General features: G+C 59.4%; 21 protein-coding genes. 11 read left to right on the top strand and 10 right to left on the bottom strand.

The window, feature by feature from the left end:
- On the bottom strand, positions 1-467 hold a 467-nt coding region (locus LAO20_21120; protein ID MBZ5533939.1), incomplete at its 3' end, for a copper oxidase.
- 772 nt (positions 468-1,239) lie between these two features.
- The gene (locus LAO20_21125; GenBank protein MBZ5533940.1) at positions 1,240-3,558 is read right to left on the bottom strand and encodes a multicopper oxidase domain-containing protein; all 2,319 of its coding nucleotides are present in this window, start codon (positions 3,556-3,558) and stop codon (positions 1,240-1,242) included.
- A 570-nt stretch (positions 3,559-4,128) separates the two neighbouring features.
- Here LAO20_21125 and LAO20_21130 point away from each other — a divergent pair.
- A complete protein-coding gene (locus LAO20_21130; GenBank protein MBZ5533941.1) occupies positions 4,129-5,355 on the top strand; it encodes an MFS transporter in 1,227 nt (408 codons plus the stop codon).
- 94 nt (positions 5,356-5,449) lie between these two features.
- Here LAO20_21130 and LAO20_21135 read toward each other — a convergent pair whose 3' ends face one another.
- A complete protein-coding gene (locus LAO20_21135; protein ID MBZ5533942.1) occupies positions 5,450-5,698 on the bottom strand; it encodes a hypothetical protein in 249 nt (82 codons plus the stop codon).
- Positions 5,699-5,880: 182 nt separating this feature from the next.
- On the opposite strand from LAO20_21135, the gene LAO20_21140 reads away from it, so the two are divergent.
- Positions 5,881-6,861 carry a VWA domain-containing protein gene (locus LAO20_21140; GenBank protein MBZ5533943.1) on the top strand — a complete coding sequence of 327 codons (981 nt, stop codon included), beginning with the start codon at positions 5,881-5,883 and terminating at the stop codon, positions 6,859-6,861.
- Between the two features lie 139 nt (positions 6,862-7,000).
- Here the strand turns inward: LAO20_21140 and aqpZ are convergent, their stop codons facing one another.
- Entirely contained in the window at positions 7,001-7,687 is a 687-nt protein-coding gene (aqpZ, locus tag LAO20_21145; protein ID MBZ5533944.1) for an aquaporin Z, read from the bottom strand.
- A gap of 465 nt (positions 7,688-8,152) precedes the next feature.
- Between aqpZ and LAO20_21150 the strand changes: the two genes are divergently transcribed.
- Positions 8,153-9,424: a GGDEF domain-containing protein gene (locus tag LAO20_21150; protein ID MBZ5533945.1), complete on the top strand. Its 1,272-nt coding sequence runs from the start codon at positions 8,153-8,155 to the stop codon at positions 9,422-9,424.
- Positions 9,425-9,514: 90 nt separating this feature from the next.
- Here the strand turns inward: LAO20_21150 and LAO20_21155 are convergent, their stop codons facing one another.
- The 3 genes from LAO20_21155 to LAO20_21165 are packed head-to-tail and all read right to left on the bottom strand — an operon-like array spanning position 9,515 to position 12,020.
- Positions 9,515-10,264 carry an acyltransferase gene (locus LAO20_21155; GenBank protein MBZ5533946.1) on the bottom strand — a complete coding sequence of 250 codons (750 nt, stop codon included), beginning with the start codon at positions 10,262-10,264 and terminating at the stop codon, positions 9,515-9,517.
- A gap of 16 nt (positions 10,265-10,280) precedes the next feature.
- On the bottom strand, positions 10,281-11,195 hold the full coding sequence (locus LAO20_21160) for a glycosyltransferase family 2 protein (GenBank protein ID MBZ5533947.1): 915 nt from the start codon (positions 11,193-11,195) through the stop codon (positions 10,281-10,283).
- Positions 11,196-11,207: 12 nt separating this feature from the next.
- The gene (locus LAO20_21165) at positions 11,208-12,020 is read right to left on the bottom strand and encodes a ribonucleotide-diphosphate reductase subunit beta (protein ID MBZ5533948.1); all 813 of its coding nucleotides are present in this window, start codon (positions 12,018-12,020) and stop codon (positions 11,208-11,210) included.
- A 192-nt stretch (positions 12,021-12,212) separates the two neighbouring features.
- Between LAO20_21165 and LAO20_21170 the strand changes: the two genes are divergently transcribed.
- On the top strand, positions 12,213-12,710 hold the full coding sequence (locus LAO20_21170; protein MBZ5533949.1) for a DinB family protein: 498 nt from the start codon (positions 12,213-12,215) through the stop codon (positions 12,708-12,710).
- A gap of 382 nt (positions 12,711-13,092) precedes the next feature.
- Here LAO20_21170 and LAO20_21175 read toward each other — a convergent pair whose 3' ends face one another.
- Positions 13,093-14,625, bottom strand: a complete 1,533-nt coding sequence (locus LAO20_21175; protein MBZ5533950.1) for a leucyl aminopeptidase — start codon at positions 14,623-14,625, stop codon at positions 13,093-13,095.
- Positions 14,626-14,669: 44 nt separating this feature from the next.
- A complete protein-coding gene (gene smpB / locus LAO20_21180) occupies positions 14,670-15,197 on the bottom strand; it encodes an SsrA-binding protein SmpB (protein MBZ5533951.1) in 528 nt (175 codons plus the stop codon).
- Between the two features lie 208 nt (positions 15,198-15,405).
- Here smpB and LAO20_21185 point away from each other — a divergent pair, with 208 nt between their 5' ends.
- The 7 genes from LAO20_21185 (at position 15,406) to LAO20_21215 (ending at position 26,211) form a co-directional block, all read left to right on the top strand.
- Positions 15,406-17,739, top strand: coding sequence for a type II and III secretion system protein (locus LAO20_21185; GenBank protein ID MBZ5533952.1), 2,334 nt, complete (start codon positions 15,406-15,408; stop codon positions 17,737-17,739).
- Between the two features lie 109 nt (positions 17,740-17,848).
- A complete protein-coding gene (locus LAO20_21190; GenBank protein MBZ5533953.1) occupies positions 17,849-18,271 on the top strand; it encodes a type II secretion system GspH family protein in 423 nt (140 codons plus the stop codon).
- Between the two features lie 5 nt (positions 18,272-18,276).
- A complete protein-coding gene (locus LAO20_21195; protein MBZ5533954.1) occupies positions 18,277-18,684 on the top strand; it encodes a type II secretion system GspH family protein in 408 nt (135 codons plus the stop codon).
- 144 nt (positions 18,685-18,828) lie between these two features.
- On the top strand, positions 18,829-20,511 hold the full coding sequence (hutU, locus tag LAO20_21200) for a urocanate hydratase (GenBank protein ID MBZ5533955.1): 1,683 nt from the start codon (positions 18,829-18,831) through the stop codon (positions 20,509-20,511).
- A gap of 174 nt (positions 20,512-20,685) precedes the next feature.
- Positions 20,686-21,987, top strand: coding sequence for an imidazolonepropionase (hutI, locus tag LAO20_21205; protein ID MBZ5533956.1), 1,302 nt, complete (start codon positions 20,686-20,688; stop codon positions 21,985-21,987).
- Between the two features lie 224 nt (positions 21,988-22,211).
- Entirely contained in the window at positions 22,212-23,462 is a 1,251-nt protein-coding gene (locus LAO20_21210) for a CapA family protein (GenBank protein MBZ5533957.1), read from the top strand.
- A gap of 70 nt (positions 23,463-23,532) precedes the next feature.
- The gene (locus LAO20_21215) at positions 23,533-26,211 is read left to right on the top strand and encodes a M1 family metallopeptidase (GenBank protein ID MBZ5533958.1); all 2,679 of its coding nucleotides are present in this window, start codon (positions 23,533-23,535) and stop codon (positions 26,209-26,211) included.
- Here LAO20_21215 and LAO20_21220 read toward each other — a convergent pair.
- Positions 26,208-26,651, bottom strand: a complete 444-nt coding sequence (locus LAO20_21220; GenBank protein ID MBZ5533959.1) for a hypothetical protein — start codon at positions 26,649-26,651, stop codon at positions 26,208-26,210. The two genes, LAO20_21215 and LAO20_21220, sit on opposite strands and share 4 nt — an antisense overlap.
- Positions 26,652-26,655 lie beyond the last annotated feature (4 nt).

The raw sequence follows: 26,655 nt of genomic DNA on the forward strand, positions 1-26,655 counted from the left end.
AGGTTGAACTGTTGGTGCGCCCAGATGTCTCCCGGAGGACGGCCTTCAATGGGACCCGTGCCGCCGCCCAGAACCGCTGGAACAGGCTGCTGCGTCTGGTTGGACGACGCAAGCGGAACCGGCGTGAGGTCTCCGCCCAACGGATTGTTTCCACGGGGAATCAGGTCAAACCGCGGCATCGGTGTGCTGAAAGGCTGAACATTGCCCAGCGGACTCGGCGGCATTCCGGTGGGAACACCATTGAGGTCAGCATAGGCGGAGGAAATAAACGGGTTCAAGCCGTGGATGGGAGCAAATGCCCCTGCCGTGGTAATCAAGCCCCATTTGATCAGATCGCGCCGGGAAACCTTTCCCTGCGAGTAGGCTGCCAGGATTTCGGCCCGGTTTTTGCGGGCGTTTTCGGCCTCACGGATTCGTGCTTTGGAGGCCTTTTCGGACAGAAAAAAACCATCTTCTCTTTCACTCATTTTGGCTGCGCTCCTTAGTATTGACGTACAACCGGCCGAAGCCTGAGGCTTACGGTCGCGGGAAACTTACGCGCGGGCTGCCCGGAAGTGGCAGTCCAGATAGGTTCTCTGGCCTTTTGCGCATTATCGCCGGGCAAGATCAAAATCTTTGGGTACGATTCGAACCGGTAAACCGCAGATTTTTGCCTAGCGACACCAGCCTTTGTGGGATTGAGAATAGCGCCCGATCTATTAGAATCTGAACAGAAGAAGATTAAAGTTGTTAATACTCTCACCAAAGTAACGGTTCGATTGCACTCATTTCGGCTAGACGTTATGGCTGGCAGCTTTTCGCGAATGGGGATTCGCCGGGTTATCGCTCTGCCGGGAAACTGCGGCGCGGACAACGGGTGAAGGCCAGCTGCGGAAGCGGCGGAAAAAATAGTGGCCGCCAGCGCGCCAATCGCCAGCGGCCTGTCGCTTAAACCCGAACAATTGGTAGACGCAGATCCGGGATCAGAGCGAAGCCCGTAAGAAAGCGATGGTTGCGGAACCATCACTGTCCTAGGAGGCTAGGTGACCACAGAGTGCGCGTTTCGCATTAAAGCCCAAAGAGAATCAAATTAAAATTTCTAATTTACTCACCGATGAGGCTCCTGGAATGCACGCAGTCTTGGATGTTTAAGGTTCATCGGGTTTTCCAGTAGTGGTACGCCGCAAACGAAAAACCGGCGAGCCCACCGTGGTAGCGGCTCGCCGATTGGTTTTGCTTCGATCCACCTGCCTTCCTGTCTTAGAAGGCGGTGGGAGCGATCTCGTCCGGAGGAACGAAGGTGACGCCCTGCGGAGTGCAGATCGGAGTCGGGAGCGGTGACAGGAACGGAGTTCCCGCGCCGTTGGTCTCCCAACGAACCAGCATGGCGTTGTCTTCGTGGACCGTGTTATGGCAGTGCTCCATGAACATGCCGCCCCAATCGCGGAACTGCATGGTGATGGTCACGCTGCCGCCCGGGCGCAGACGATACACGTCTTTGCGGCCCTTTTCCCACGCGGGAACGTTAGCAGCGCTGCCGTTACGGGCCAGGATCTGGCCTTCTTCAAAGTGGATGTGGATCGGGTGGTCCCAGCCACCGCCACCGTTGACCAAGGTCCAGACCTCGCGGCTGCCGAACTTGGGAGAAGCCGAGATGCGGCCGAAGCTGGCGTTGCGCATGGGACCGCCATCGGTGGCCACGCCCCAGGGGCCTTTCTGACCACCCGCGCCCGTAACATAGGCTGCGGGGTCGCTGGCGGGCAAGTTTTGACTTGCGCCACTGCCGAACACGAAGGTACGTTGCCGCGAAACCGGGATGCTCGACAGATCGGGGTTGGGGATCAGTTGGGCCGGGATCTGGCTCTGGTCCGGTTGCGCCGGGTTACGCACGATGCGGAACTCCAGCATCTTGCCTACGCAAGGATCGTTGGACTGGCCGGCAAGCGCCTGGGCCAGCGTGAGGTCCTTGTTGGGCTTCTTGCCGTCCTTATGCTCGCAGACGTTCACCAGCCACACCTTGGTGCCGATGGAGTAGCGGGAGAAGTCAATGACCCAGTCGTAGCGTTCGGCGATGCCTTGCTCGTCCGACAACGATTGCACAACGGGTTGCGGCATGAGGTTGCCGTCATTCCCGATCTGGACCATGGGTGAGCCGTCAGACAGCCCGTACTTGAAGAAGCGGGACACGCTGGCGTTGAGGATGCGGAAGCGGTACTTGCGGCGCTCCACTTCGAAGTAAGGTCTGTAGGCCAGGTTCACGGTCACTACGTCGCCCAGGAACCCGTCAAAGTTGAAGATGTCAAAGGTCAGTTGACCGCTGGCATCGAACGCCTTGTCAGAGAGCATCAGGTTGACGTCGTAGTCCAGGTTGCCCCAGTCATTCGCGGTGCCCGAGGGCAGGCGCAGGTTGACGCCGTCATTGATGGCTTCATTGCCGCGATCCAGGCCGCTGTAGATGTTGAACATCGCGGCGTTGCCTTTGTACACGTTCTGCGAAGTGAAGCTGAACATGTGATCGTGGAACCAGTGCGTGGACATGGTCTCGCGCCAGTCACCGGGGACTTTGGTCAGGCCGCCGCTGCCGTTGGGACTGGAAGCCCGGGGATCGGTTGCGGCAGTGTTCACGCTGAAGTGGCCGGCAAGCACTACAGGCCAGTGATAGTCGTAGAACTGACCGGGGAAGAAGAACGCACCGGTAAAGCCGTCGTTCTCCGCGCCGTGGTGGCCGTTGTGCTCGTGGGTGGAGATGGTGTGGCGGCCAAAGCCGTTGTTCTGCGTCACGTCAGCCGGCAAACGGTTGTGGTGCCGGAACAACAGCGGTTCGCCGTAACGGGCCTGGACCAGCTTGGGCGGAACCGAGCCTTGGAAAGTCCACACTGAGTTCGGCTGCTGAACTGGCATCGCCGGATGGAACACCAGCGGAATCGGCTGCGTGGGGTCAATGCCGGAGTTGAGGCTGGACGCAACGCCAGGGTTGTACGCGGTGTTGGTCTGGGCCCCGGCTTGCGACATTTCCACGGCAACCTGCGGCGCAAATTCGGTGAAGCGCTGGTGCGCCCAGATTGCCCCTGGGGGACGGCCTTCAATCGGGCCGGAACCTCCGCCCAACGCCGGATCCACAGGTTGCAAAGTCTGGTTGGATTGGGCCTGAGGCGCGGGGGTCAGGGCTGAAAGCGGCTTGCGCGGTTGCAGATCAAAACGCGGCATGGCCTGGGTAAATGGCTGCGCGCCGAACAACGGGCTCAGGGGAACTGAGGCTGCGGCGTTGGGTGCAGGAGCAGCGGCGGTAATGGGTGTCGCCACATCGTCGGCGCCGCCCCGGCCACTTCCGCCTCGGCCGCTGCCGCTGCTGCCCTTGCCTTTGCCGCTAGCTTCAGCAAAAGGACTTAGGCCGTGGATGGGAGCAATGGCGCCTGCACTGGTGATCAAGCCCCACTTAATCAGGTCGCGGCGTGAAACCTGGCCCTGTGAATACGCTTTGATGATTTCCGCGCGATTTTTGCGAGCGTCTTCCGCTGCTTTGACGCGTGCTTTGGAGGCCTTCTCCGTCAGGAAAAGCCCTTCTTCTTTGTGACTCATTTTGGCTGCGCTCCTTGTGTTGTAGACACACGACTCGCTGCCATTTCGTCCCGAATGCGGCGCGGTCGCATGTTGGCTGTCCGGAAGTGCTTGTCGGATAAACCGAGCACCACCGCCGAATGCGCTATATAGGAGCTAAACGAGAATTTGACAGAGGATGGAGCTGTCCGCAAATGTCGTTGAGAACGTGTATATCGCTTGGCGTGTGATAACCCGTTAAACGATCAATCAGCCTGGTAAGAGATTCGCAGTAGTGGATTAGAAGACAACGAGAGCTGGATTAAATTCGTTAATGAACTGACTAATCTTATTGTCAGGCTGAGAATCCATTTGCTGTTGTTATGTTTCTTGATCGGGCACTAGCGCTTTATGAAATGCAGGGGAGAGAACGCTCCTGAGCCTGCCATCTTGGACGCTTGATGGAAACAACATGATTGCTATCAATCGCTTAACTGAATTCAAGACACGAATCCACTCCACCCAACAGGCGGAAAAGTTAGGGTTTTAATGCTAGTAGGGTAAGACACCATCTGTTGTAAGGTCCAGCACACCATTGTGTACCCTTAAGAGATGGCAACCGGCCCACGTCGCGACCTGGCGCTGTTGTACGCGTCCGCATGGCTCCGCTCTTTTGGCATTGGATTGCTGGGCGTGGTGCTGGGCGTATTTCTCTTCCGGGAAGGGTTCTCCTCCACCGCCATCGGACTGGTGATTGCCGCTGGGCTGGCCGGCGCCGCTGCGGGAACAGCGCTGGTCACGGTGCGTGCAGACCTTTTTGGGCGCAGGCGAACGCTCTTTGTCCTTTCCATCCTCACCGCAACGGGCGCGGTTGCACTCATCTTCCATCCCGCAACGCCCGTGCTGGTGGCGCTGGCTTTCGTCGGGATGATCAACGGCATGGGCACGGACCGCAGCCCGTCGTTCGCATTGGAGCAAGCGGCGTTGCCGGGACTAATCGCCGACCAGCACAGGACGTGGGCGCTGGCCTGGTACAGCGTGGTGCTGGATTCCGGGGGTGCGTTGGGCGCGCTGGCTGCCGGCATTCCTCTCTTGGAACAGCGCTGGTGGGGGATGGACTTGGGCGCCGCTTATCGAACTCTGTTTCTGGGTTGTGCCGCGCTGAATCTGCTGAGCGGCTTGCTGGCCTTGTTTCTCTCCCACGGAGTGGAAGTAGCAGGCGCGCATGCGCCCGCTGGCGGAGTGCCGGCTGTGTCGGCTGAGGCCAAATCCACGGTGGCGCGGCTTTCCGCTCTCTTTGCGCTGGACGCCTTCGGCGGAGGCTTTCTAACCGACGCGCTGGTGGCTTACTGGTTCTTTCGCCGCTTCGGAATCGCCGAAAACAAGCTGGCGCTGCTGTTTTTCCTGGTGCATGTGCTCAACGCGCTTTCTCATCTGGGCGCCGCCTGGCTGGCCAAGCGGATCGGCCTGGTCAGGACCATGGTGTTCACGCATTTGCCATCCAGTATTTTCTTGATCGCCGCATCCGTGGTGCCGTCAGCGTCGTGGGCGGTAGCCCTGTTCTTGCTCCGCGAATCACTGGTGGAGATGGACGTTCCCACCCGCCAATCGTACGTGGCGGCGGTGGTGCGGCCCAGCGAGCGCACCTTCGCCAGCGGGGTGACCAACCTGACGCGCAACCTGTCCTGGGCCACGGCATCATCCGTGGCGGGTTGGCTGATGCAGCGGATCGCCTTTTCCGCGCCGCTATTCCTGGGCGGAGGAATGAAGATCGTCTATGACGTCCTGCTGTGGCGCGCGTTCCGCCATCTAAAGCCGCCGGAAGAACGAGAGGGCTAAGGCTTGCCCGTCGCACGTAAGCGCCGATTCATACGTGCATCTTTATTTGAGACGTAGCAGTGCTGCGTCTCTACGTTGGGAAATCGGACATCGCTCACGATGGCCCGTCCGCGCGTCTTGCGGCTTTGTCTGGGCGAACAGCCTGGTAAATCTCATCCAGCCGCTGCTCCATCATTTCGGTGTGCGCGGCCTGCTTATGGCTCATGATGATCAGCTTCACTGAGACCAGGAACACGCCGGCTTCCAGCAACATGTCATGGGTAAAGCCTTTGATAAACAGCGCAGTCAAGAAAAGAATGAACGTGAGGATGACCACCAGCAGAGACCAGGGATCAAGGTTCATGAAGAATTTCTTGGGCATGTGCCAGAAAGTCCTTTCAGTTCGTTGGGGCTTTGCGCGCCTGCATCGCAAAATTGTATTTGCGAACGCGGCGGAATCGGCGCAAAATCCAGCTTATCGTCATGCCTTCGTATTTCTCAAGTACCAGCCGGATTATGCGTCGGCAGCTTCTTTTCGTTGCCGCTATGGCATTCTTACTGGGTACGACTTGCATCCAGGTCTGCGCCCAAAGCCCTGAGCCGGTGGGCGGCGTGTACCGGGTGAGCGTGCGCTTGGTGGTGGTGGACGCGCAGGTGGTGGAGAAGAAGCGCGGCCAGGCGCTGAAGTCGCTCAAACAAGATGATTTTCAAGTGTTCGAAGACGGTGTGCCGCAGCAGCTCAGCTCCTTCAGCCAGGACCGACTGCCGCTTTCCGTGGTCCTTCTGTTTGACCTGACCGACAGCGTGCGCCCGGTGCTCAGGTCGCTGGCCGAGGGCGCGCTGGAGGCGCTCCAGCATCTGAAGCCGGAAGACGAAGTGGCGGTGATGACCTACGCCGCGTCAACCCAGATGATTCAGGACTTCACCACGGACCGCGCCCTGGCCATCGCCGCCATCGAAAAAGCCAGCCGCATGGAAAGTCCGGAAGCGGCTTTCTTTAATGAAGGGATATTCCAAGCGTCAGCGCACCTGGCGCGCTCGCCCAACCGGCGAGTGATCATCTGGCTGACGGACGACGTCCCCAACATCCCGGACTTTGAGACCAAAGCCCGCTACGGGCGAAGCTTGAAAGACTCGTCCCTCCACACCAAGAAAGAAGCCATGACTCAACTGCTGGAGACCGGGACCGTGGTTTGCAGTCTTTTGCGGCGCAGCGACATATCAATCAGCGAAGACAGCAACCGGAGCTCTGCCAAAGTGATGGGGCAAATGCTTCATCCTCCAGGTGAAGTATTTGAATACGCCCGGGCCACCGGCGGACAGGTAGTGGAGTCCAGCGGCAGAAAGATGAAGGAAAAACTGGCGGAGATGATTGACGATCTGCGCATGCGCTACAGCCTGGGATACCATCCGTCCACTCCCAAACCGAAGGGGAAATTCTGCGCCATCAAGGTGAAGCTCACGCCGGAAGCGCAGAAGTCTGCGGGAAAAGTCACAGTGGAAGCCAAGCAAGGATACTATCGGTAGAGCGGGACGCAGATCTGTCAAATTCGTTCCAGAACGCAGGCGGAGCGAATGTTTCGCCGCCAGCTTTAGGCGCAAAAAACGAAGGGCTCGGCACGCGCCGAACCCTTGATCTGTTGGTCTTTGGAAACCAACGCCATCCCTACTTTTGTTCTGCTGGCGGCTTCAGTCCCAGATACACGCGCGACGCCAGCACAGCGCCGACCATGGGAGCGACGATAAACAGCCAAAGCTGCTGCAATGCCCATCCGCCAACAAACACGGCCGGGCCGATGCTGCGCGCAGGATTAAAAGAGCCGTTGGTCACGGGCACGCCAACCAAATGGATGGTCGTGAGAACCAGCGCGATGGGAATTCCGGCAAAACCGGCGGGAGCGCGCTTGTCGGTTGCGCCGAGCACGGTAACCACCAGCAGCATGGTGCAGAACATCTCACTGACGAAGCCGGCAAGCCAAGTGTAGTGGCCTGGCGAATAATCCAGATAGCCGTCAGCGGCCAGACCGGAGACAGAAGCGCTATATCCGTCAGGTGCTCCCTTTGCGATGTAGAGCACAACGCCTGCGGCGACAATGGCGCCCACGATCTGGGCAATCATGTACCCCAGAGATTCTTTCGCCGAGATCCGCTTGCTCAGAAGCATTCCCAAGGTCACAGCGGGATTGAGGTGACATCCGGAAATCGGGCCGATGGTGTAGATCATGGCCATCAGGGAGAGTCCGAACGCCAATCCGATTCCCAAGATACCAACTCGCCCGCCATCCAGGACCGCGGTGCCTAGACCGGCGAAGATCAAGACGAATGTGCCGAAGAACTCTGCCCCGTATTTCATGTTATCCACCTCTCTGAGATTTCAAGATCTGCTCCGGAACAGCGGAGCAGAGTGAGCAATCCTTGACCACCGCGTGGGTCACCCGCGCGGGTCTCCATGAAGCGCGGCCATTCTACATGGCAGCTTGCCATTTGGCAGTAGTTTTCTCACTCCAGAAGCTCAAATAACGTAACTTTGAAACTTCCCTCCGCACCTCAAGAAAGAGCGCTCAATCGACGCAAGGGATCGAGAGCCAGGTTCGCGATGCCCGCTTGCTTTTTCATCCCGCAAGACCCCAAGGCTTAGGCAGGCTAGAAAAAGGCCATGGAACCAATGGTATCTACTCGAAACAGGCGCTCCCTTTATATAGTGAGGGGCGATTCGTTCCGATTCTCAGCCTAAGTAACCTGATGTAACTAAACATCTTAGCAACGAAACCAGCCGGTTCCCCCGGCGGAGACGCGATCTGTGTTGGCAAAGTGGAGAGTGTTTCAGATTCTTTACCGCCTCACCCTGCCCGGAGGCTTGCTGGTGGTGATTTCCGCCATGCTGATTCGGGTGGGCGTTCTGGCCGACCCTGATCTGCCGCTGGTGCGCGTAGTCCCGCTGGTGATCTTTGCCGTGGGGCTGGGTGTGTGCGCGTTCTTCCGCCGCAGCCGGCTGTTCTTTGCCATGCTGGCGCTCACGCTGGCCCACGTTGTGCTGGCCTGGGTAGCGCCGTATCTCTCCGCAAACGCGTCGCGCGTGGTGGTGAATGCCATTGCGATCCTCCTGCCGCTGAACCTTCTGGTGGTGGCCTTCCTGGACGAGCGTGGAATCATTTCTCCCACTGGCCGTAAACGGCTGGCTGTGCTGGCTGTACAGATCATCGCGGTGTGCGTGCTTAGCACGCCATGGCTGGCGTCACCGGCGGTCATGCCGTCGAAATACCTGGACAAGAGCTTTGCTCCCGACGTGTTCTCGGCCTGGAGTCTCATTCCACAGCCCGCGCTGCTGGTGTTTGTGCTGGCGACGGCCATCATGATGGTGCCGCTGTTCAAGAGCTATCGCGCGGTGGAGAGCAGCCTGCTCTGGGCGCTGCTTTCGTCGTTCATCGCTTTCCGCATCGGCGCCACCAACCATCTGGCCGGAACGTTCTTTGCCACCGGCGCGCTGGCGCTGATCGTGGCCTTGATTGAAACCTCCTACCGCATGGCCTACCACGACGAGTTGACGCAGCTGCCCAGCCGCCGCGCCCTCAATGAAGCGCTGATGAAGCTGCCCGACGCTTACACCGTGGCCATGCTGGACGTGGACCACTTCAAGAAGTTCAATGACTCCTACGGGCACGAGTCGGGCGACCAGGCGCTGCGTCTGGTGGCTTCAAGGCTGGCGCACATCGCCGGCGGAGGCCGCGCCTACCGCTACGGCGGGGAAGAATTTGCCGTGATATTTCCCGGCAAATTGTCCGATGAAGTCTTCATCTATCTGGACCGTATGCGCAAGATCATTGAGCAAAGCAAATTCATTGTGCGGGGCAAAGACCGCCGCCGGAAACATGGCATCGGCCGCGGCGCCAAGAAACAGACTAGCGTGACGGTGAGCATCGGCGTGGCATCCTGCAATGGAGATAAAGTTCCGCCGGCTGACATTCTGCGCATGGCCGATCAGGCGCTCTACAAGGCCAAAGAACGCGGCCGCAATTGCACCGTGACCGCCAAGTCCGGCAAGAGCGTGGTGGCGGTGGAGCGCGGCATGAGGATATTGAGTGTGAGCTAGAAGAGCGGTAGTTAGTTCTTGGTAATTGGCTTGTGCGTGGAAGTTCCCACCTGACCCGCCTGAGCCGGCGCACAATCAACACCAAACCAGCTAGTTTCCCTTTCCTGCCGCCAAGTCCGCAGGTATCGCTTCCTGCGGCGCTCGGGTTCGGACCACACGCGCGGGGATTCCTACAGCAATTGAATAAGGTGGAATCGCGCCTCGAACCACCGAACCCGCCCCGATGACCGATCCCCGGCCGACAACGGCCCCATCCAGGAAAGTCACGTTGGCGCCGACCCAGACATCGTCCTCAATGGTGATGCCCTGGCGGGTCGTCCCCTGAAGGCGAATCGGAACGTCGGTTCGTTCAAAGTTGTGGTTCTCGGGATGAAAGCACACGTGCTGGCCCATGATCACGTTGTCGCCGATGGCCACAAAGCCGGAACTCCCGATGAAAGAGTAAGCATCCACGGCGGAATTCGCGCCCATGCGGATGCCTTCGCCCAGATTGGAGACCGGTGCGCCCACCAGGGTGGAGTAGGGGCCGATCTTCACGTGATCGCCCAGCACCACGCCCTTGCGCATCAGTCCGTCAATAGTGACTCCGCGTTCCAGCGTGACGCCTTTTCCCAGGCGAATAAGCGAAGCCCCGCGGAGGTTGACGCCAGGGGCGATAAACGCCATGACGAACCGCCGCTGCAGCACCAGTCCTTTTACAAACCCGCGCATGAGCCAAACCGCCCGGCGTAGGAACATTCCCGCCAGCAAGGAAAGCGGCACGGCCCTGTCCAAGCGATAGGGGCTGCCCTTGAGCCTGCTCAGGAGAGCTTCAACCGACTTGTAGATGGCTTCTTTCAAAGTTGATTCCTGAGAATCAAACCGACAAGTTGCTGTGCGGGATCGGCGTCCTCCAGCCGGTCCAGGCGCCGTGGTAAAGCGCGGCCACCCGTTTCCAATCGGCCGCAAACAGCGACCGCAGCGTGCCATAGGCAATATATTTCCCCAGCGACAAGATGAAAAGCGGCACCTGCTTGGGAAGGATGTGTTTTCTGGCGCAGAGCACGGTGTTGCGCATGTTGTAAAACTCGCGGCGCGCCAGTCCCAGGCTTTTTTCCGTGACGTAAGAATCGCGGTGCCAGACCACCGATTCCGGAACATAAACGCCTTTGTAGCCGGCCTCCAGCGCGCGTATGGACCAGTCAGCGTCTTCAAAGCTGAGGAAAAAGATTTCGTCCAGCAGGCCGATTTTTCTCACCACTTCGGCCTTGATCAGCAGGGCGCAGCCGGTGATAAAAGACACTTCACGCTTCTGGTTGTAGAGTCCAACGTCGCGCTGGCGCAATCCAAAGTGCTTGGGAAAAGTTCGCCATGGTTCGTACTGGCCTCCGGCGTACCAAATTCGGTCGGGCGGCTCGTAGTAATAGATTTTGGGATTGATCATCCCGAAGGCCGACTGGCTTTCCGCGGTGGCGACCAGCTTGCTCAGAAAATCCGGGGCGACGATGGTGTCATTATTGAGAAGCAAGAGATAGTCGGCGCCGCGGCTGAGCGCATCGCGCATGCCCACGTTGTTGCCGCCGGTGAAGCCCAGGTTCTGGGCATTGCGCACCATACGGATTTCCGGAAACTCCCGCTGGAGCTGGTCAGCGGACGAATCCACAGATCCGTTGTCCACGATCAGTACTTCGTAGTTGCGATAGTCAATTTTCCTGAGCGAGAGAAGGCAATCGCGGGTGACCTCGTAGCTGTTCCAGTTCAGAATGATGATGCTGACCTTGGGTTGGTTCAACGGTGCATCCATCTATCCCAACCCAGCTTCCCGCATGCGCTGTTCAATGTGCGCGTAGCCGATCTGCAGCATTTTTTCTTTGTCCAGCCCGAAAGCGTTGGGAGTAAAGATGAATTCCGTGCGCGCCGGGATGGTAATGGCCTGCTTCATGAAGAGTTCGCGGACCGGCGGCGCGTATTCCGGGTGCGCCGCGAGCATTTCCCGCAGATAATCCAGTCCGTGGACGATGTGGCGGCCTTCGTCGGCGCGAATCAGGCGAATGCCTTCGTGCAGGCGGGGGAACATCTGGGTGGTGGCCAGCAGGTCGTCAAAAAAGTCGTAGCCCGTAACGGCCATCACGCCTTCGATGATGCCCATGTAATGGGCGGCGAACATGGCCAGCTCCAGGCCTAGCTGCGCGGCGTCGCCGGAAATCAGGGCCTTTCCCATGGATTCGCCACGGCGCTTGAGCTCGTCAATCAGCACGCCTTTGTATTCCGGGACCAGGTAGGCCGACGTATCCACGTTGCCCAGCACGTTGCGGAAGTAAAGCTCAAAGAACTCCGCGTGTTTTACCTCTTCATACACCTGCGTGGAGAGGAACATGCGCCGGTCGGTGTCAGGGACGGCCAGCAGAAACCAGGCCAATGTGTCCGCCACGCTGACTTCGCCTTCATAGAACAGCGCGCAAACCTTGATAAGTTGCTCGCGCTGGTCAGCGGTGAGCTTGTCCCAGTGGGCGCGGTCTTCGGCCACGGGGATCTGCTCCGGGTTCCACGTGCCCAGATGCTTGGCAACGGAATAGAGTTCGCGGGGCGACTTGGTAGCGCGTACTGCCGTGGACATAGGTCCTCCGAAAACTCCCCTACATTAGCAAAAGCCAGAAGGGAATTCGAGTGGGCAGACGTTCATCGCACTGCCAGACGAAAACCCCGCTCCTGCACGCTTCACCGGCAAAATGTAGAATGCTCCCGACCGCAATTTATGGCCAAGGAGGTATCTATGGCCGCGAAAGCGCAAACTTTTCCAGGAGAGAATATGGCAATCAGCCAAGCACTGTTACCGGAATTCGACCACGAAATGAGCAACACCCGCCGCGCTCTGGAGCGCGTCCCCGACGGAAAACTGAGCTGGAAGCCGCATACCAAATCCATGAGTATGGGCGGTCTGGCCACGCACCTGTCCACCATCATGCAATGGACGGGAGCGATTGTGGGCGGGGACTCCTTTGACGTCGCCAGCGCGCCGCCGACCCCGGAGTTGAAGTCGCGCGACGAAATCCTCAAGACGTTTGACTCCAGCGTTGCCAGCGCGCGCAAAGCCATCGCTGGCGCCAGTGACGCGGACCTGATGAAACCCTGGTCCCTGCTCGCAGGCGGAAAAACGGTGTTCACCATGCCCAAAATTGCCGTGCTGCGGAGCTTCATCATGAACCACCCGATCCACCATCGTGGACAGCTCACGGTGTACCTGCGTTTGAACGATGTTTCGGTACCTTCGATTTACGGGCCGTCCGCGGACGAAGGGCAGATGTAGAAGCCTACCGCGGATTGGCGCGGATGAACGCGGATCACGCGAAAGCGGCTGGATCGAGCAAAGGCAGGCGTAGAGACGTAGCACCCCTGCGTCTCAAACAACCGGTCTCTTGAGTCTCAGGCTACCGCAAGATGCGCCGGCTCCGTTGGCTCGTCCAAAAACAACAAGCCTCGGGTTTCCCCGAGGCTTGGTTGATTTGAACTCCATCTGACCAGCGGCTTTTCCCCCGAAAACGCCGGCCAGATTACTGATGTCAAGCACGCCCATCATGCCAGCCCGGGCGATAAGCGACAAGGGTACGATGGTAACTGGGGAAGCGTGCGCTGGATGCGCGCTTTGTAAGCAGGCCAGAAGCGATTAGCCGCAAGCCAGTTGCTAGCTGCTAGTTGCTGCTACCCTCGTAGCTCTTCACCCACTCCACCAGGCTTCTCACCGCGATGCCTGTTGGGCCCTTGGCGATCCACGGTTTGTTTTCTTCCATCCACGCCGTGCCGGCGATGTCCAGGTGGATCCAGGGCGTGTCGCTCACGAATTCGCGCAGGAAGGCGGCCGCGGTGCTGGCGCCGCCGTAGCGTCCGCCGGAGTTCACAATGTCGGCAATACTGGAGCGGATCATCTCCAGATACTCGTCGTCCACGGGCAAGCGCCAGAACTTTTCGCCGGAACGTTCCAGAGCGCGGGTGAAGTGCTGGTAGGCGTCTTCATTGTTGGCGAACACGCCGGCGTTCGCGGTTCCCAGGGCGACCATGCAGGCGCCGGTGAGCGTGGCGGCGTCAATCAAATGCGTGCAGCCAAGAGTGCGGGCGTAGTGCAAGCCGTCGGCCAGGACCAGGCGGCCTTCGGCGTCAGTATTGATGATCTCAATGGACTTGCCGGACATGGCGATTTGCACGTCGCCCGGTTTCTGCGCTTTGCCGCTGGGCATGTTTTCCGTGGCGCACACAATGGCGATGACCCTTACTTTGGGCTTGAGCTGGGCGATGGCCCGCATGGCGCCCAGCATGGCGGCGCCTCCGGCCATGTCATATTTCATCTTCTCCATGCCGTCGGCTGGTTTGATAGAGATGCCGCCGGTATCAAAGGTGACGCCTTTGCCCACCAGTCCCAGCACCGGCTTCTCCGGCGCGCCGTGTGGTTCGTAGCGGATTACGATCAGCCGTGGCTCTTCGTCCGATCCCTGGGAGACGCTCCAGAACGCGCCCATCTTCAAGGCTTTGATTTTGTCCGGACCTAGAAGCTCGCACTTGAGGCCCACGCTGTCGCACATTTTTTTGGCGCGGTCTCCCATCATGGTGGGCGTGAGGCGATTGCTGGGCTCGTTGACCAGTTCGCGCGTGAAATTCTGAGCCTCGCCCATGATGCGTGCGCGATCCAGCGCGCCTTGCAGCTTGGCTTGGTCCGACCCGGCAGGAACCACTACGGTCACTTCTTTCATGCTGAAGTCTTTGCGATCGCTGCGGTAGGTGTCAGGGTCAAAGTCGGCGACGTAAGCGCCTTCGACAACCGCGCGGACGGCGTCTTCCGCGCCGGAAGGCAGCCCGGGCAGCGCCAGGGCACAGCTCTTGATCATCTTGGGCTTGAGCGCGCGCAACGCCGCCCCGGCGCATTTGCGCAGCTCCACGTGAGTAAAAGTCTTGGCCGGGCCTCCGCCCACGACCAACAGGCGTTTGGCTTTCAGTCCTTGCGGACGATGCAGCATCACCGTCTCCTGCAACTTGGCGGCGAATTCACCTGACGCCAGGACTTCAGCAGCGGCCTTTTCGACGGCTGCATCCTTCTCCGCTAGTTTGGGGTCCGGCTTTTTATCGCCAGCACTGCTGCTCGGGGACTCTTTGCTTTGAAAATCCAAAGCGAAGACCACGAGGCATTCGGTATCTACGTCTGGAAGATTGGCAACGATCAATCGCGTTTCCATAATGGCGCTTAAACTCCTGAGATTTGTTAGAGTTTTTAACCTCTTCAAGCTTTTCGTGAGCGGGAAATGGCCTCGCGGGCCTCTTTGTCCGCGGTGCGGCGGCGTTCGGTCTCGCGTTTGTCCCAGGCCTGTTTGCCCTTGGCCAGCGCGATCTCACATTTTATCTTGCCATTCTTAAAATACATGCGCGTGGCGATCAAGGTGTAGCCGCGCTGCTGGGTCTTGCCGATCAACTTGCGCAACTCCTCCTTGTGGACCAGGAGCTTTCGCGTGCGCTCCGGCGAGTGGCCGGCGTAGCCAGCGTTTTCGTAAGCGCCAATGTGGGCGTTCAAGAGCCATAATTCACCGTCTTTTACAAGGGCATACGCGTCTTTCAAATTGGCGCGGCCGGCGCGCACGGACTTGACTTCACTGCCGCTCAGAATGATGCCCGCCTCGATGCGGTCTTCCAAAAAATAGTTATGACTGGCCGCGCGATTGAACGTGGCATCGCGTTCGCCCGACGCGACAGGATCGCGCTTGATGTTTTTGGGCTTGTTGGGCTCAGTCTGATGGGTGACTTGGCGGGCCATAGCAACTTCTTGACGCGTGCAGCAAAATTTTTATGCTATCACAGCGCAAGGGTGGTTACTAAAGACGTTCTAGGGATAGCCGGTATTCAGTGTATAATCTGGCATTCTGAAAGCTCTTTTCCGGGTATCGTCGTAAACGGCAGACCTTCAATCAACCCCCTGAAAAAGAAGGAGTTGGGCGGTCCGGAATTTAAAGAAGCAGGAGATTATGAGGAGAGTCGCAAGTACCCTCTTAGTTGTATTGTGTTTTGTTGCCTTGTTGCCGGCGGAGTCCGCAAAGTCTCTGCATGCGAAAGGCGTCAAGGCCGAGGCCCGGCAGGACTACGAGGCCGCCTACGAGTATTACAAGGCAGCTTACAACCAGAAGCCGGAAGAGCTGAAGTTTCGCGTGTCGTTTGAACGCTCGCGCTTTCTGGCTTCTTCGGTGAAGGTCCATAAAGGGCAGAGGCTGCGCGATATGGGCCGGCTGCAGGACGCTCTGACGCTGTTCCAGCAGGCCGCTGAGATTGACGGCAGCAATGATCTGGCGGCGCAGGAAATCCGGCGCACGCAACAGATGATGCAGAAGACGGCTCCTGGAACCGGAAAGGGCGCAGCGAAGGAAAAGGATGAAGAAGACCCTTTGCGGCGCCGGCTGGAAAACGCGACGGCTCCCGTGGAGCTCTCGCCCTTTTCCAGCCAGTCCATTGACGCGCTGGAAATAGGCCCGGAAGACACCAAGATCCTTTATGAGACCATCGGCAAGCTGGCCGGAATCAACATCCTCTTTGATCCCGATTACACTTCGCGCCGCCTGACGATCCGCTTGCGCAAGGTCACGTTGCAGGAAGCGCTGGATATTGTGGCCCTGGAGTCGCGCACCTTTTGGCGCCCCGTTACCCCCAACACAATTTTTGTCGCCCAGGACACGCAGGCCAAGCGCCGCGAACTGGAGCAGAACGTAGTCAAGACCTTTTATCTGGGGAACGTCTCCGGGCCCACCGACCTGCAAGACATTGTTAACGCCATCCGTACCGTTCTAGAAGTGCAGCGCATTCAGCAGATTCCTTCGCAGAGCGCCATTGTGATCAAGGGCACGCCGGACCAGCTGGCCTTGGCGCAGAAGATGATTGACGATATTGATAAGGCCAAGCCGGAAGTGATTGTGGACGTGTTCGTGCTCCAGGTGCGGCGAGACAAGCTGCGCGATTTCGGCCTGCTGCCGCCGCAAAATGCGTCAGTTACTTTGCAAGGCAACAACGTAGCTTCCACCGGCACCGGTACCGGCACCACGGGCACCACCGGGGGAGGCCTCAATTTCAACGACCTGCAGCACCTGAATTCGACCAACTACGCGGTCACGCTTGATAACATGAAGGCCACCGCGCTGTTCTCAGATAGTGACGCCAAGATCCTGCAGAGCCCGCGCATCCGGGCCACCGACAACGAAAAGGCCCGCGTTTCCATCGCCGACAAGATTCCCATCGCCACCGGCTCCTTCGGTACGCCTCTAGGCGTGGGTACCGCGGTGGGCGCGGTGGGCGTGAACACGCAGTTTACCTATACCGACGTGGGCGTGATCCTGGAAATTACTCCGCGCGTGCACCCGGATGGTGAAGTCACCCTGAAGACGGTGATGGAAATCTCCAACCTGAACGGTTCGCAGACCATTGGCGGCATCACCCAGCCCATCATCAGCCAGCGCAAGGTGGAGCACACCGTCCGCCTGGCGGATGGCGAAGTGAACCTGCTGGGTGGAATCATGGAGATTCAAGAGACCAAGTCCACCAGCGGCGCGCCGTTCCTGGGCGAAATTCCGATCCTCAAATATCTCTTTACCGAAGAGAAAAAGGAACGGATCAACAACGAGATCGTGTTTCTTCTGGTGCCGCACATTGTCCGCGGCCAGGAACTTTCAGAGCTCAACCGGAAGGCGTTTGACGTAGGCACGGGCAGCGGCATTGATCTGCACGTTGCAACCAAGCAGCCGGTGCGTCCGGAAAGCGCGCAGCCGGCCGCGGCAACTGTTGCTCAGCCGCCGGCGGCTACTCGTCCGGCTCCGGCCCCGGCAGCACCTGCTCCGGTAACTCCGCGACCGGCAACAACGCAGCAGCCCGCGGCGCCGCCAAAACCAGCAGGGACGCCCGGCCAGATCACGCTAAAACTTGATCCCAGCGCGGCGACTCCGCAGGCGGGGACCACGTTCACGTTGAATGTTACGCTGGCCAATGGGCAGGACATTTCGTCGGTCCTGACGCAGATCAGCTATGACGCCAGAGTACTGCAGTTCGTCAGCGTATCGAACGGCGAGTTCCTGGCCAAAGACGGCCAGACTGCGGCCCTGGTGTACCGCGATGATCCCTCCACGGGCAAGCTGCAGATTACCGCGCAGCGTCCCGTCGGCAGCACCGGCATGTCCGGGGACGGCACGGTCTTCAGCCTGCTGTTTACGGCCAAGGTAAAAGGCACTGGATCGGTATCTGTTTCCGCGGCCGGCGCCCGCAACAGCCAGAACCAGCCGCTGGAAGTTGGCGGCTCGCAAGCATCGGTCACGGTGAACTAAAGCATAGGAACTTGATAGGCGCTTGACGAACCAATTTGTGGGCCGCTGTGAGGCGCGTCCACTGGAAGGAGGATGATTGCGATTGCGCCGCCAACACGGCTTTACGTTAATGGAAATGATCGTGGTAATCACCATCCTCCTGGTCCTGATGGGGGCTGCGGTTCCGGTCATGCGGGTGAGCATCAAGCGCCAGCGCGAAACCGAACTCCGCCGCGATCTGTGGGAGATGCGCGCCGCCATTGACCGCTACAAAGACGCCGCGGACAAGAACACGTTCCGAACCAAGCTGGGATCGGAAGGCTATCCTCCGGACCTGGACACCATGGTGAACGGCGAAGAAGGGCCTGCAGGCAAGAAGATTCGCTTCCTGCGCCGCATTCCCGTGGATCCCATGACCGGCAATAAGGACTGGGGACTGCGTTCCATGCAGGATGACCCGCAATCGGACTCCTGGGGCGGACAGAACGTGTTTGATGTTTACACCAAGTCCAACGACACCGCCCTGAACGGCACCAAATACAAGGATTGGTAATGGAGATGAAACGCCTAACTTGCAGACGTAACCAGAAGGGCTTCACGCTGATCGAAATGGTGATCGTGATGGCCATTATTGCGATTTTGCTGTCCGTGGCCGCGCCTATTTACAGCTTTCACCTGCGTCGCGCTAACGAAGCCGCCCTCAAAGAAGACCTCTTCAACATGCGTCAAGCCATTGACCAGTACTCGCAGGACAAGATGAAAGCTCCGCAGTCCTTGCAAGACCTGGTGAGCTCCGGGTATCTGCGCGTTCTGCCCAAAGATCCGTTTACCAATTCCGATTCCACCTGGCAGACCGTCCAGGAAGACGTGTTAACCAGCATCGACCAGAAAGAGCCGGGGATCAGCGACGTCAAGAGCGGATCCAACCAGGTCAGCTCTGACGGCACGGCGTACAGTACCTGGTAAGGGATGTTGCAAGATTGGTAATCCGGTGAATTGAAATTGGCAATTGTGAAGCCCCCCGGGTTCAATTACCCGATTACCAAATTACTCATTTTCCAATCTTCCTCTGACGTCCGCAAAGCGGCGTAATCCTGCTACCATTCTCCTATGCCGGTAGAGACGGAAATCCAGACAACCCATCTCCCTCCCCTGAAGGCCCCGCGCGGAACTGAGCTCACCTGCAAAGGCTGGCCGCAGGAAGCCGCCATGCGCATGCTCATGAACAACCTGGACGAAGAAGTAGGCGAGCGTCCGCGCGACCTGGTGGTTTACGGCGGCACCGGCAAAGCCGCCCGCAACCAGCGATGCCTGGAGACGATTCTCGCGTCGCTCAAAGAGCTCGGCAACGACGAGACGCTGCTGGTCCAGTCGGGCAAGCCGGTGGGGGTTTTCAAGACCCATGACTACGCGCCGCGGGTGCTCATCGCAAATTCAAACCTTGTTGGGCACTGGTCGAATTGGGAGAAGTTCAACGAACTGGAGCGCGCCGGCCTGATGATGTACGGCCAGATGACCGCGGGTTCGTGGATCTACATTGGCTCGCAGGGCATTGTGCAAGGCACGTTTGAGACTTTTGCCGCAGCCGCGGAGAAAGCGTTTGGCGGCGAACTGGCCGGCAAACTGATCGTGAGCGGCGGCATGGGTGGCATGGGTGGCGCCCAGCCTCTGGCCGCAACCATGGCCGGCGCGTGTTTCCTGGGCATTGACGTTGATCCTGAGCGCATCAAGAAACGCCTGAAGACCGGCTATTGCGACTTCATGGTGAACACGCTGGACGAAGCGTTGCGCATCCTGAAGAACGCCGTGCGCAAGAAAGAAGCCATTTCGGTTGGACTGGTTGGCAACTGTGCGGATGTAATTCCTGAATTGGCGGAGCGCGGTGTACTGCCGGACATCCTCACCGATCAAACTTCTGCTCACGACCCGCTCAACGGCTATGTGCCCAACGGCATGTCTCTTGAGCAGGCACTTGATCTGCGCAAGGCTGATCCCAAGGCGTATCTGGAACTGTCGCTGGACGCGATGGCCCACCACGTGGAAGGCATGCTGCGCCTTCAGAAGATGGGCAGCGTGACTTTCGACTACGGCAACAACATCCGGACGTTTGCTTTCCAACGCGGCGTGAAGAACGCTTACGATTTTCCCGGCTTTGTGCCGGCGTACATCCGTCCGCTGTTTTGTGAAGGCCGCGGGCCGTTCCGCTGGGTAGCGCTCTCGGGCGATCCCGCGGACATCGCTGTGACCGACGACCTGGTCCTGGAAATGTTCCCGCAGAACCGTATCCTCGACCGCTGGATCAAGCTCGCGCGCAAGCGCATCAAGTTCCAGGGACTGCCGGCGCGCATATGCTGGCTGGGCTATGGCGAACGCGCCCAGTTCGGCCTGGCCATGAATGACCTGGTCAAGAAAGGCAAGCTCAAGGCGCCGATTGTGATCGGGCGCGATCATCTCGATTGCGGCTCCGTGGCGTCTCCATATCGCGAGACGGAAGCCATGAAGGACGGCAGCGACGCGGTGGCTGACTGGCCGCTGCTCAACGCGTTGCTCAACACCGCCAGCGGCGCCAGTTGGGTTTCCATCCATAACGGCGGCGGGGTGGGGATTGGCTATTCGCTGCATGCCGGGCAAGTGACCGTCGCCGACGGAACGGACGCCATGGCTAAACGCATCGAGCGCGTGCTAACCAATGATCCGGGGATCGGCGTGGCCCGGCATGTGGATGCGGGATACGACGAGGCAAAGAGCTTTGCCGAGAAGAGCGGAGTGAAGATACCGATGGGCGGTAGTTAAATCCCGAGCGGAGTGAGGGATCCCTACAGCTACAAAGGATGCGAAGGCTACACCGGCTTCAAGCCGACAGAATTCTGAACACTTTGTGGCACGACTGAAGCATGCCTTGATACTTGCAGAGGCTGAAGCCTACGCCAGACTAGTTTTCAAAAAGTGCCATAGGGCCGCCAATATTTGAAGGTCAAAGCCACATCTCCTTATCTCCTGCTGGCCAACATCGGCCAGCTGATTACCCTGCGTGGAGGGGTCACGCCGCGCCGCGGCCCCGCGCTCAAGGAAATCGGCCTAATAGAAGACGCCGCCGTGCTCTGCGGCGGCGGAAAGATCATCGCCGCCGGTCGCCGGCGTGATCTGCTGCGCGATCCCTGGATAAAGAAGAACCGGAAAAACCGGCGCAAGCTGCACGAGCTTGACTGCCAGGGCGGCGTTGTTTTGCCGGGCCTGGTTGATTGCCATACGCATCCGGCTTTTGTTGCACCTAGACTCGTAGATTTTGACAAGCGCATCAGCGGGGCATCGTATGAAGAAATCGCGGCGGCTGGGGGTGGCATCCGGTCAAGTGTTGCAGCGGTGCGCGGGGCTTCGCGTAAAGAGCTGGCTGCAAACGTACTCAGCGGACTGCAGGCGTTGCTGGAACATGGCACGTCCACGGTGGAAGCCAAGTCTGGCTATGGATTGAGCACGGAAGCTGAGATCAAGTCGCTGGAAGCCATTGGCCACGCGGCGCGGCGCTGGCCGGGGACGGTGCAGCCTACGCTGCTGGCGGCGCACGTGGTCCCGCCGGAGTTCGCCGGCAGGCCGGACCAATACGTAGAAAAAGTCTGCGACGAGATCATTCCCTTGGTCGCGCGCAGAAAGCTGGCGAAATACGTGGACGTGTTTTGCGAGCGCGGCGCGTTCACCGTGGAGCAATCCGAGAAAATCCTAGCGGCGGCGCGGCGCAGCGGGCTGAATACACGCGCGCACGTGGGCCAGTTTACGCCTTCACGGTTAAGTGGATTGCTCGTGCACATGCCGGCGTCGCTGGACCACATGGACTGCGTTGTCGCAGAAGATATTCCCGCTCTTGCTGGCACCGACACCGTGGCCGTCCTGCTGCCCGGCGCGAACTATTTTCTCGGACACAAGGAATTTCCGGACGCGCGGCGGTTGATTGACGCCAGCGTTCCCATAGCTCTGGCCACCGACTACAATCCGGGGACATCGCCCACGCCCAGCCTGCCGTTCGTCATGTCGCTGGCCTGCACGCACATGAAGATGTCGGCGGAAGAAGCCATCTCGGCGACGACCATCAACGCGGCGTGCGCAATGCGGTTGCAAAGCCGCAAGGGAAGCATTGAGCCCGGCAAAGACGCTGACTTGGCGATCTTCGGAGCGGGAATTAAGGACTACAGGGAAATCGCTTATTGGTTTGCCTGGAACCGCTGTGTTGAAATGGTGGTTGCGGGAGAACGGCAAAATTTTGCCGCGGATTGACGCGGATGTGCGCGGATCAGAAGGTCAGTTAGGAATCAACACAAGTAATTTTGGGTATGGCAAAGTTGCAGGCAAAACTCGGGTCTTTGTGTCTGCGGACGGCATCTGCCTTCGTCGCGCTTAGCCTTTGTGCGGTTGCCGGTCAGCCAAGCAGCGCTGAGATAGGCGCTGCACAACAAACTCAAAGCCCGCAGCAATCGCAAGCCGGTGCCGCGCCATCACCCATGCCGCCGGCAGAATCTTCACCAGCTCCGCAAGCGTCTTCTGCCGCGCAATCCACTCCCCCACCTTCGTCTTCGCCAACGCCGGAAGCCGGCTATGCGCCGCAAGAGTCACCCACCGCGTCTCCAGCTCCCACGCCTGTGCCGCTGCCCGCACGCTCTGGGCCGAGCCCGCTGCTTCCACCATTGAATGACCGCGAGATTGTGGTGACGGCCGTCGGCGATGTGATGCTGGGTACCACCTTCCCTGACGCAACCGGCGGCCTGCTGCCGCCCAACGATGCGGCTGATTTGCTCCAGGAAGTTACGCCACTCCTGAAACGGGGTGACATTGTCTTTGGCAATCTGGAAGGGCCGCTCACCGAGGGCGGCACCTCCCTTAAGTGCAGAGGCAAGGCGCTGGGCAATTGTTACGCGTTCCGTGTTCCGCCGCGCTATGCCGCGCACCTGAAAGCTGCGGGTTTCACCGCGATGGGCCTGGCCAACAATCACGCCATGGATTTTGGCCAGGAGGGCCGAACCAGTTCGCGCACAGCGCTGGACGCGCAGGGAATCGCACACAGCGGCGAGATTGGCGACATCGCCCACTTAACGGTGAAGGGCAGGAAGATCGCGATCATCGCATTCGCAACCTATCCCGGCGCATACAACCTTCTCGATCTTGACGACGCTCTGGCGGCAGTCCGGCAGGCGCGTGCGGAGGCCGACCTGGTGATCGTCTCTTTTCACGGTGGCGGGGAAGGCTCGGCGCGACAACACGTGCTGGCCGGCGACGAAAAATTTCTGGGCGAAGACCGCGGCGACCTTCGTCGCTTTGCCCACGCCGCGATTGACGCCGGCGCGGGACTGGTGGTCGGAAGCGGCCCGCATGTGGTTCGCGCCATGGAAATCTATCAGGGCAAGCTGATCGCCTATTCGCTGGGCAACTTCGCGACGTATGGGCCGTTCAACTTGAACGGCGAGAATGGGCTGTCGCTGATCCTGGAAGCCCATCTGGCGCCAGATGGTTCATTCCTGAGCGGCCAGATCTATCCCGTTCGGCAGCCCAAGCCCGGCGGGCCAAAGCTTGATCCGGCGATGAGCATCGTGCCGGTGCTGCGCAGCTTATCGCGCGCGGATTTTCCCAAAAGCGCGGTGGCCGTGGGTCCCCGGGGCGAACTGTGGCGTCCCGGTGCGGAGGTCCCCGAATGCAGCAACGCGCCGGACCAGCTTGAACAACTGTTTCACGCACGGGCCTGTGGTATCTTCCCCTAGCGGAATTCGCAACAAATTTGCAAAGGAACCCGGCTCACGCGGCTGTAGCGCAGTGAGTCCAAGAGAGTACATGCCTTCAAAAAAGCTCTTCATTCTCTTACTTCTCTTGCCGGCGCTGGCCGCTGCGCAACGGCTGCCCCAGGGGATTGCTCCGCAACACTACAGCCTGACATTCACCCCGGACCTGGCCCAGGCCACCTTTAGCGGCGACGCCACCATCCTGGTCCAGGTGCAGAAGCCAGGGGCCTCCATCACGCTGAACGCTGCGGAACTGGAGTTTCAGGAAGCCTCGGTCACGCAAGGGGAGAAGACGCAGCCGGCCCAGGCCAGCTTGGCTCCGGCGAAAGAACAAGTTACTTTGGCCGTAGCCACGCCGCTGGAGATCGGGCCGGCCAGCATCCACATCAAGTTCACGGGTATTCTCAATGACAAGCTGCGCGGCCTCTACCTGGCGCGCACGCCACGCCGCAGATACGCGGTCACGCAATTTGAGCCGACCGATGCCCGCCGCGCGTTTCCCGCTTTTGATGAACCGCAGTTGAAAGCCACGTTTGACATCACGCTGATTGTGGACAAGGGCGATACCGCGATTTCCAACGGGCACATAGTTTCGGACGATCCCGGCCCGGGCGAAGGCCAACATACGCTCAAGTTTTCCACCACTCGAAAGATGTCCACCTATCTGGTGGCGATGGCGGTGGGCGACTTTGAATGCAACGAAGGCGCCTCTGACAATATCCCAATTCGCGTGTGCGGCACGCCCGACAAGAAGCCGCTGGGAATTGCCGCGCTACGCTATGCCAAAGAAATTCTGAAATATTACAACCAGTACTATTCCACGCCGTATCCCTTCGGCAAGCTGGACATTGTGGGCGCGCCTGATTTTGAAGCCGGAGCGATGGAAAACACCGCGGCAATTTTCTATCGTGAAACCGATCTGTTTATTGACGGCCAGAATTCCTCCGTGCTTTCGCATCAAAACGTTTTTGAAGTTCTGGCGCACGAGATGGCGCACCAGTGGTTCGGCGACCTGGTGACCATGAAGTGGTGGGACAACATCTGGCTCAACGAAGGTTTTGCCACCTGGATGGAGCTGAAGCCTTCGCAGGCGCTGCATCCGGAATGGAACGCCAACTTGGGCGCGGTCACGGCCACCAACCGGGCGCTCAATCTTGATGCTCTGGAAAACACCCATCCTATCCGGGCCAAAGCGGAAACGCCGGACGAGATTAACCAGTTGTTCGATCCCATCTCTTATGAAAAAGGCGGCGCCGTCCTGCGCATGGTGGAGCGGTATGTTTCGCCGGAGGTGTTTCGCCGGGGCGTAAACGCGTACCTGCGCAAATTCGCCTACAGCAACGCGACGGCGGAAGATTTCTGGCAGTCCGTGGCGGAAGCTTCCGGGCGCCCGGTGGACAAGATCATGCCATCGTTTGTGGAACAGGCCGGAGCGCCGCTGATTACCGTGAAGCTCTCCTGCACCACGCCGCCGCCGGAGCCCAAGGTGCGGCGCAGCAAGAAGTCGCGCAGGCGGGTGATCAAGCCGGCCGAACCCAAGACGGAAATTGTCATCGAACAGGAGCGGAACTGGGCTGATCCATCAGCGGGCAAGAGCAACACAGTGTGGCTGGTCCCGATTTGCATAAAGACCGGCGCCGCCAAGCCATTCTGCCAAGTGGTGAGCCAGAAGAAGCAGATTGTCCCGGCCACCGGCTGCTCTCCCTGGGCCTTTGTGAATGCCGGCGCCACCGGCTACTACCGGACGGAATACAGCGCTGCCGCCATGCAGCAACTTCTGGCGGTGGCCGCCAGCGAACTCACCCCCGCCGAACGCGTTTCCTTGTTGAGCGACGTGACCGCCATGGTTGGCTCCCGTCCGGACAGCATGGCCCATTATCTGGACCTGGTAACCACTATGAGTGCGGACACGGTGTCTTCTGAAGCGGAAATCTACGCGCCCATGCTCGATCGCATCCACAGCTATCTGCTTACCGATGCCGACAAGCCGGCGTATCTGGCCTGGGTGCGTTCCACCTTCGGCCCCGTCCTGGCCAAGCTTGGCTGGACGCCGGTTGCCGGTGAGAGCGACGACCGGCGCACTTTGCGGTCAGGGATCATCAGGATACTAGGCGAACATGGCGAAGATCCTGAAGTGATTCGCCGCGCCACCGAGCTTGCCCGCCAATATCTGAAGAACCCGCGGGCCGTCGATCCCAGCATGGCAGAGGACGTCCTGGTGGTGGCGGCAGTCAACGGAGACGCTGATCTTTTCCAGCAGCTCGATGCGCTGCAGCGTGATCCCTCTACAACCCCGGAGCAGCGCGCCAACGTCGACCGAGCGTTAGGCAGGTTTTCCGATGCAGGCATCGTGCAGAAACGGCTGGAGACCATCGTGAAGGATGCGCGTAACCAGGATGCCGCGGGATTCATCGCCAGCGTACTGACCCATGTTCCTGTGCAGAAAACAGCCTGGGAATGGATCAAACAGCACTGGCCGGAAATCGAGCCCAAGCTGACTTCGGGCAGCGGGAGCGCCATTGTTGGAGCGACGCGCACCTTTTGTGAAGTCCCCCTGCGCGAGGATGCCCGGCAATTCTTTACCGCGCACCCGGTCCAGGCGTCAGAACGCGCGTTTTCCCAGTCGCAAGAAATCAGCAACGGGTGCATCAAGACTCGCGGCAAGCTCCAGGCTGACGTGGCCGGCTGGCTGCAACAGCGCGGCGCAGACGGCAAAGCAGGGAACCGCTAACGGCCAGGCGTTTCGTAGGTTATGGTTGCCGGCCCTGACCGCTCGGCGCGCTGACGCACCAGGGAAGCGCTGCACCGCGGGCATCGAATCGCAAGTTGGTTGGGCCCGGTCCATGCCAGTGCCACCCCGGCGTTCATCGCGTCCTGCTCCACCTCAAAGACCTCGCCTTCCGACGCCCGGCCGGAAAAAAATCCGTAACGCTCCGGCTGCGCGGCTGGACGGACGTTCACGTGCGTGAAAAAAGCCGCTTCTTCGCCGCAACGGCGCTCCATTACCGTCGCCGTCCATTGCTGGTCTGGGCTGATGGACGAAGAAACCACGCGATCTGAGCATCGCGGCCGGGCGTGAAAATACACCACGCTCAACGCGATCACCGCCACCAGCATGCCCGCAGCAAAGCCCAGGCCAAAGCGCCACATTGTGCGGGCAAAAGGGTCCATTCGT

The sequence above is a fragment of the Terriglobia bacterium genome, from assembly GCA_020072815.1.
Classification (GTDB): Bacteria; Acidobacteriota; Terriglobia; order Terriglobales; family Acidobacteriaceae; genus Angelobacter.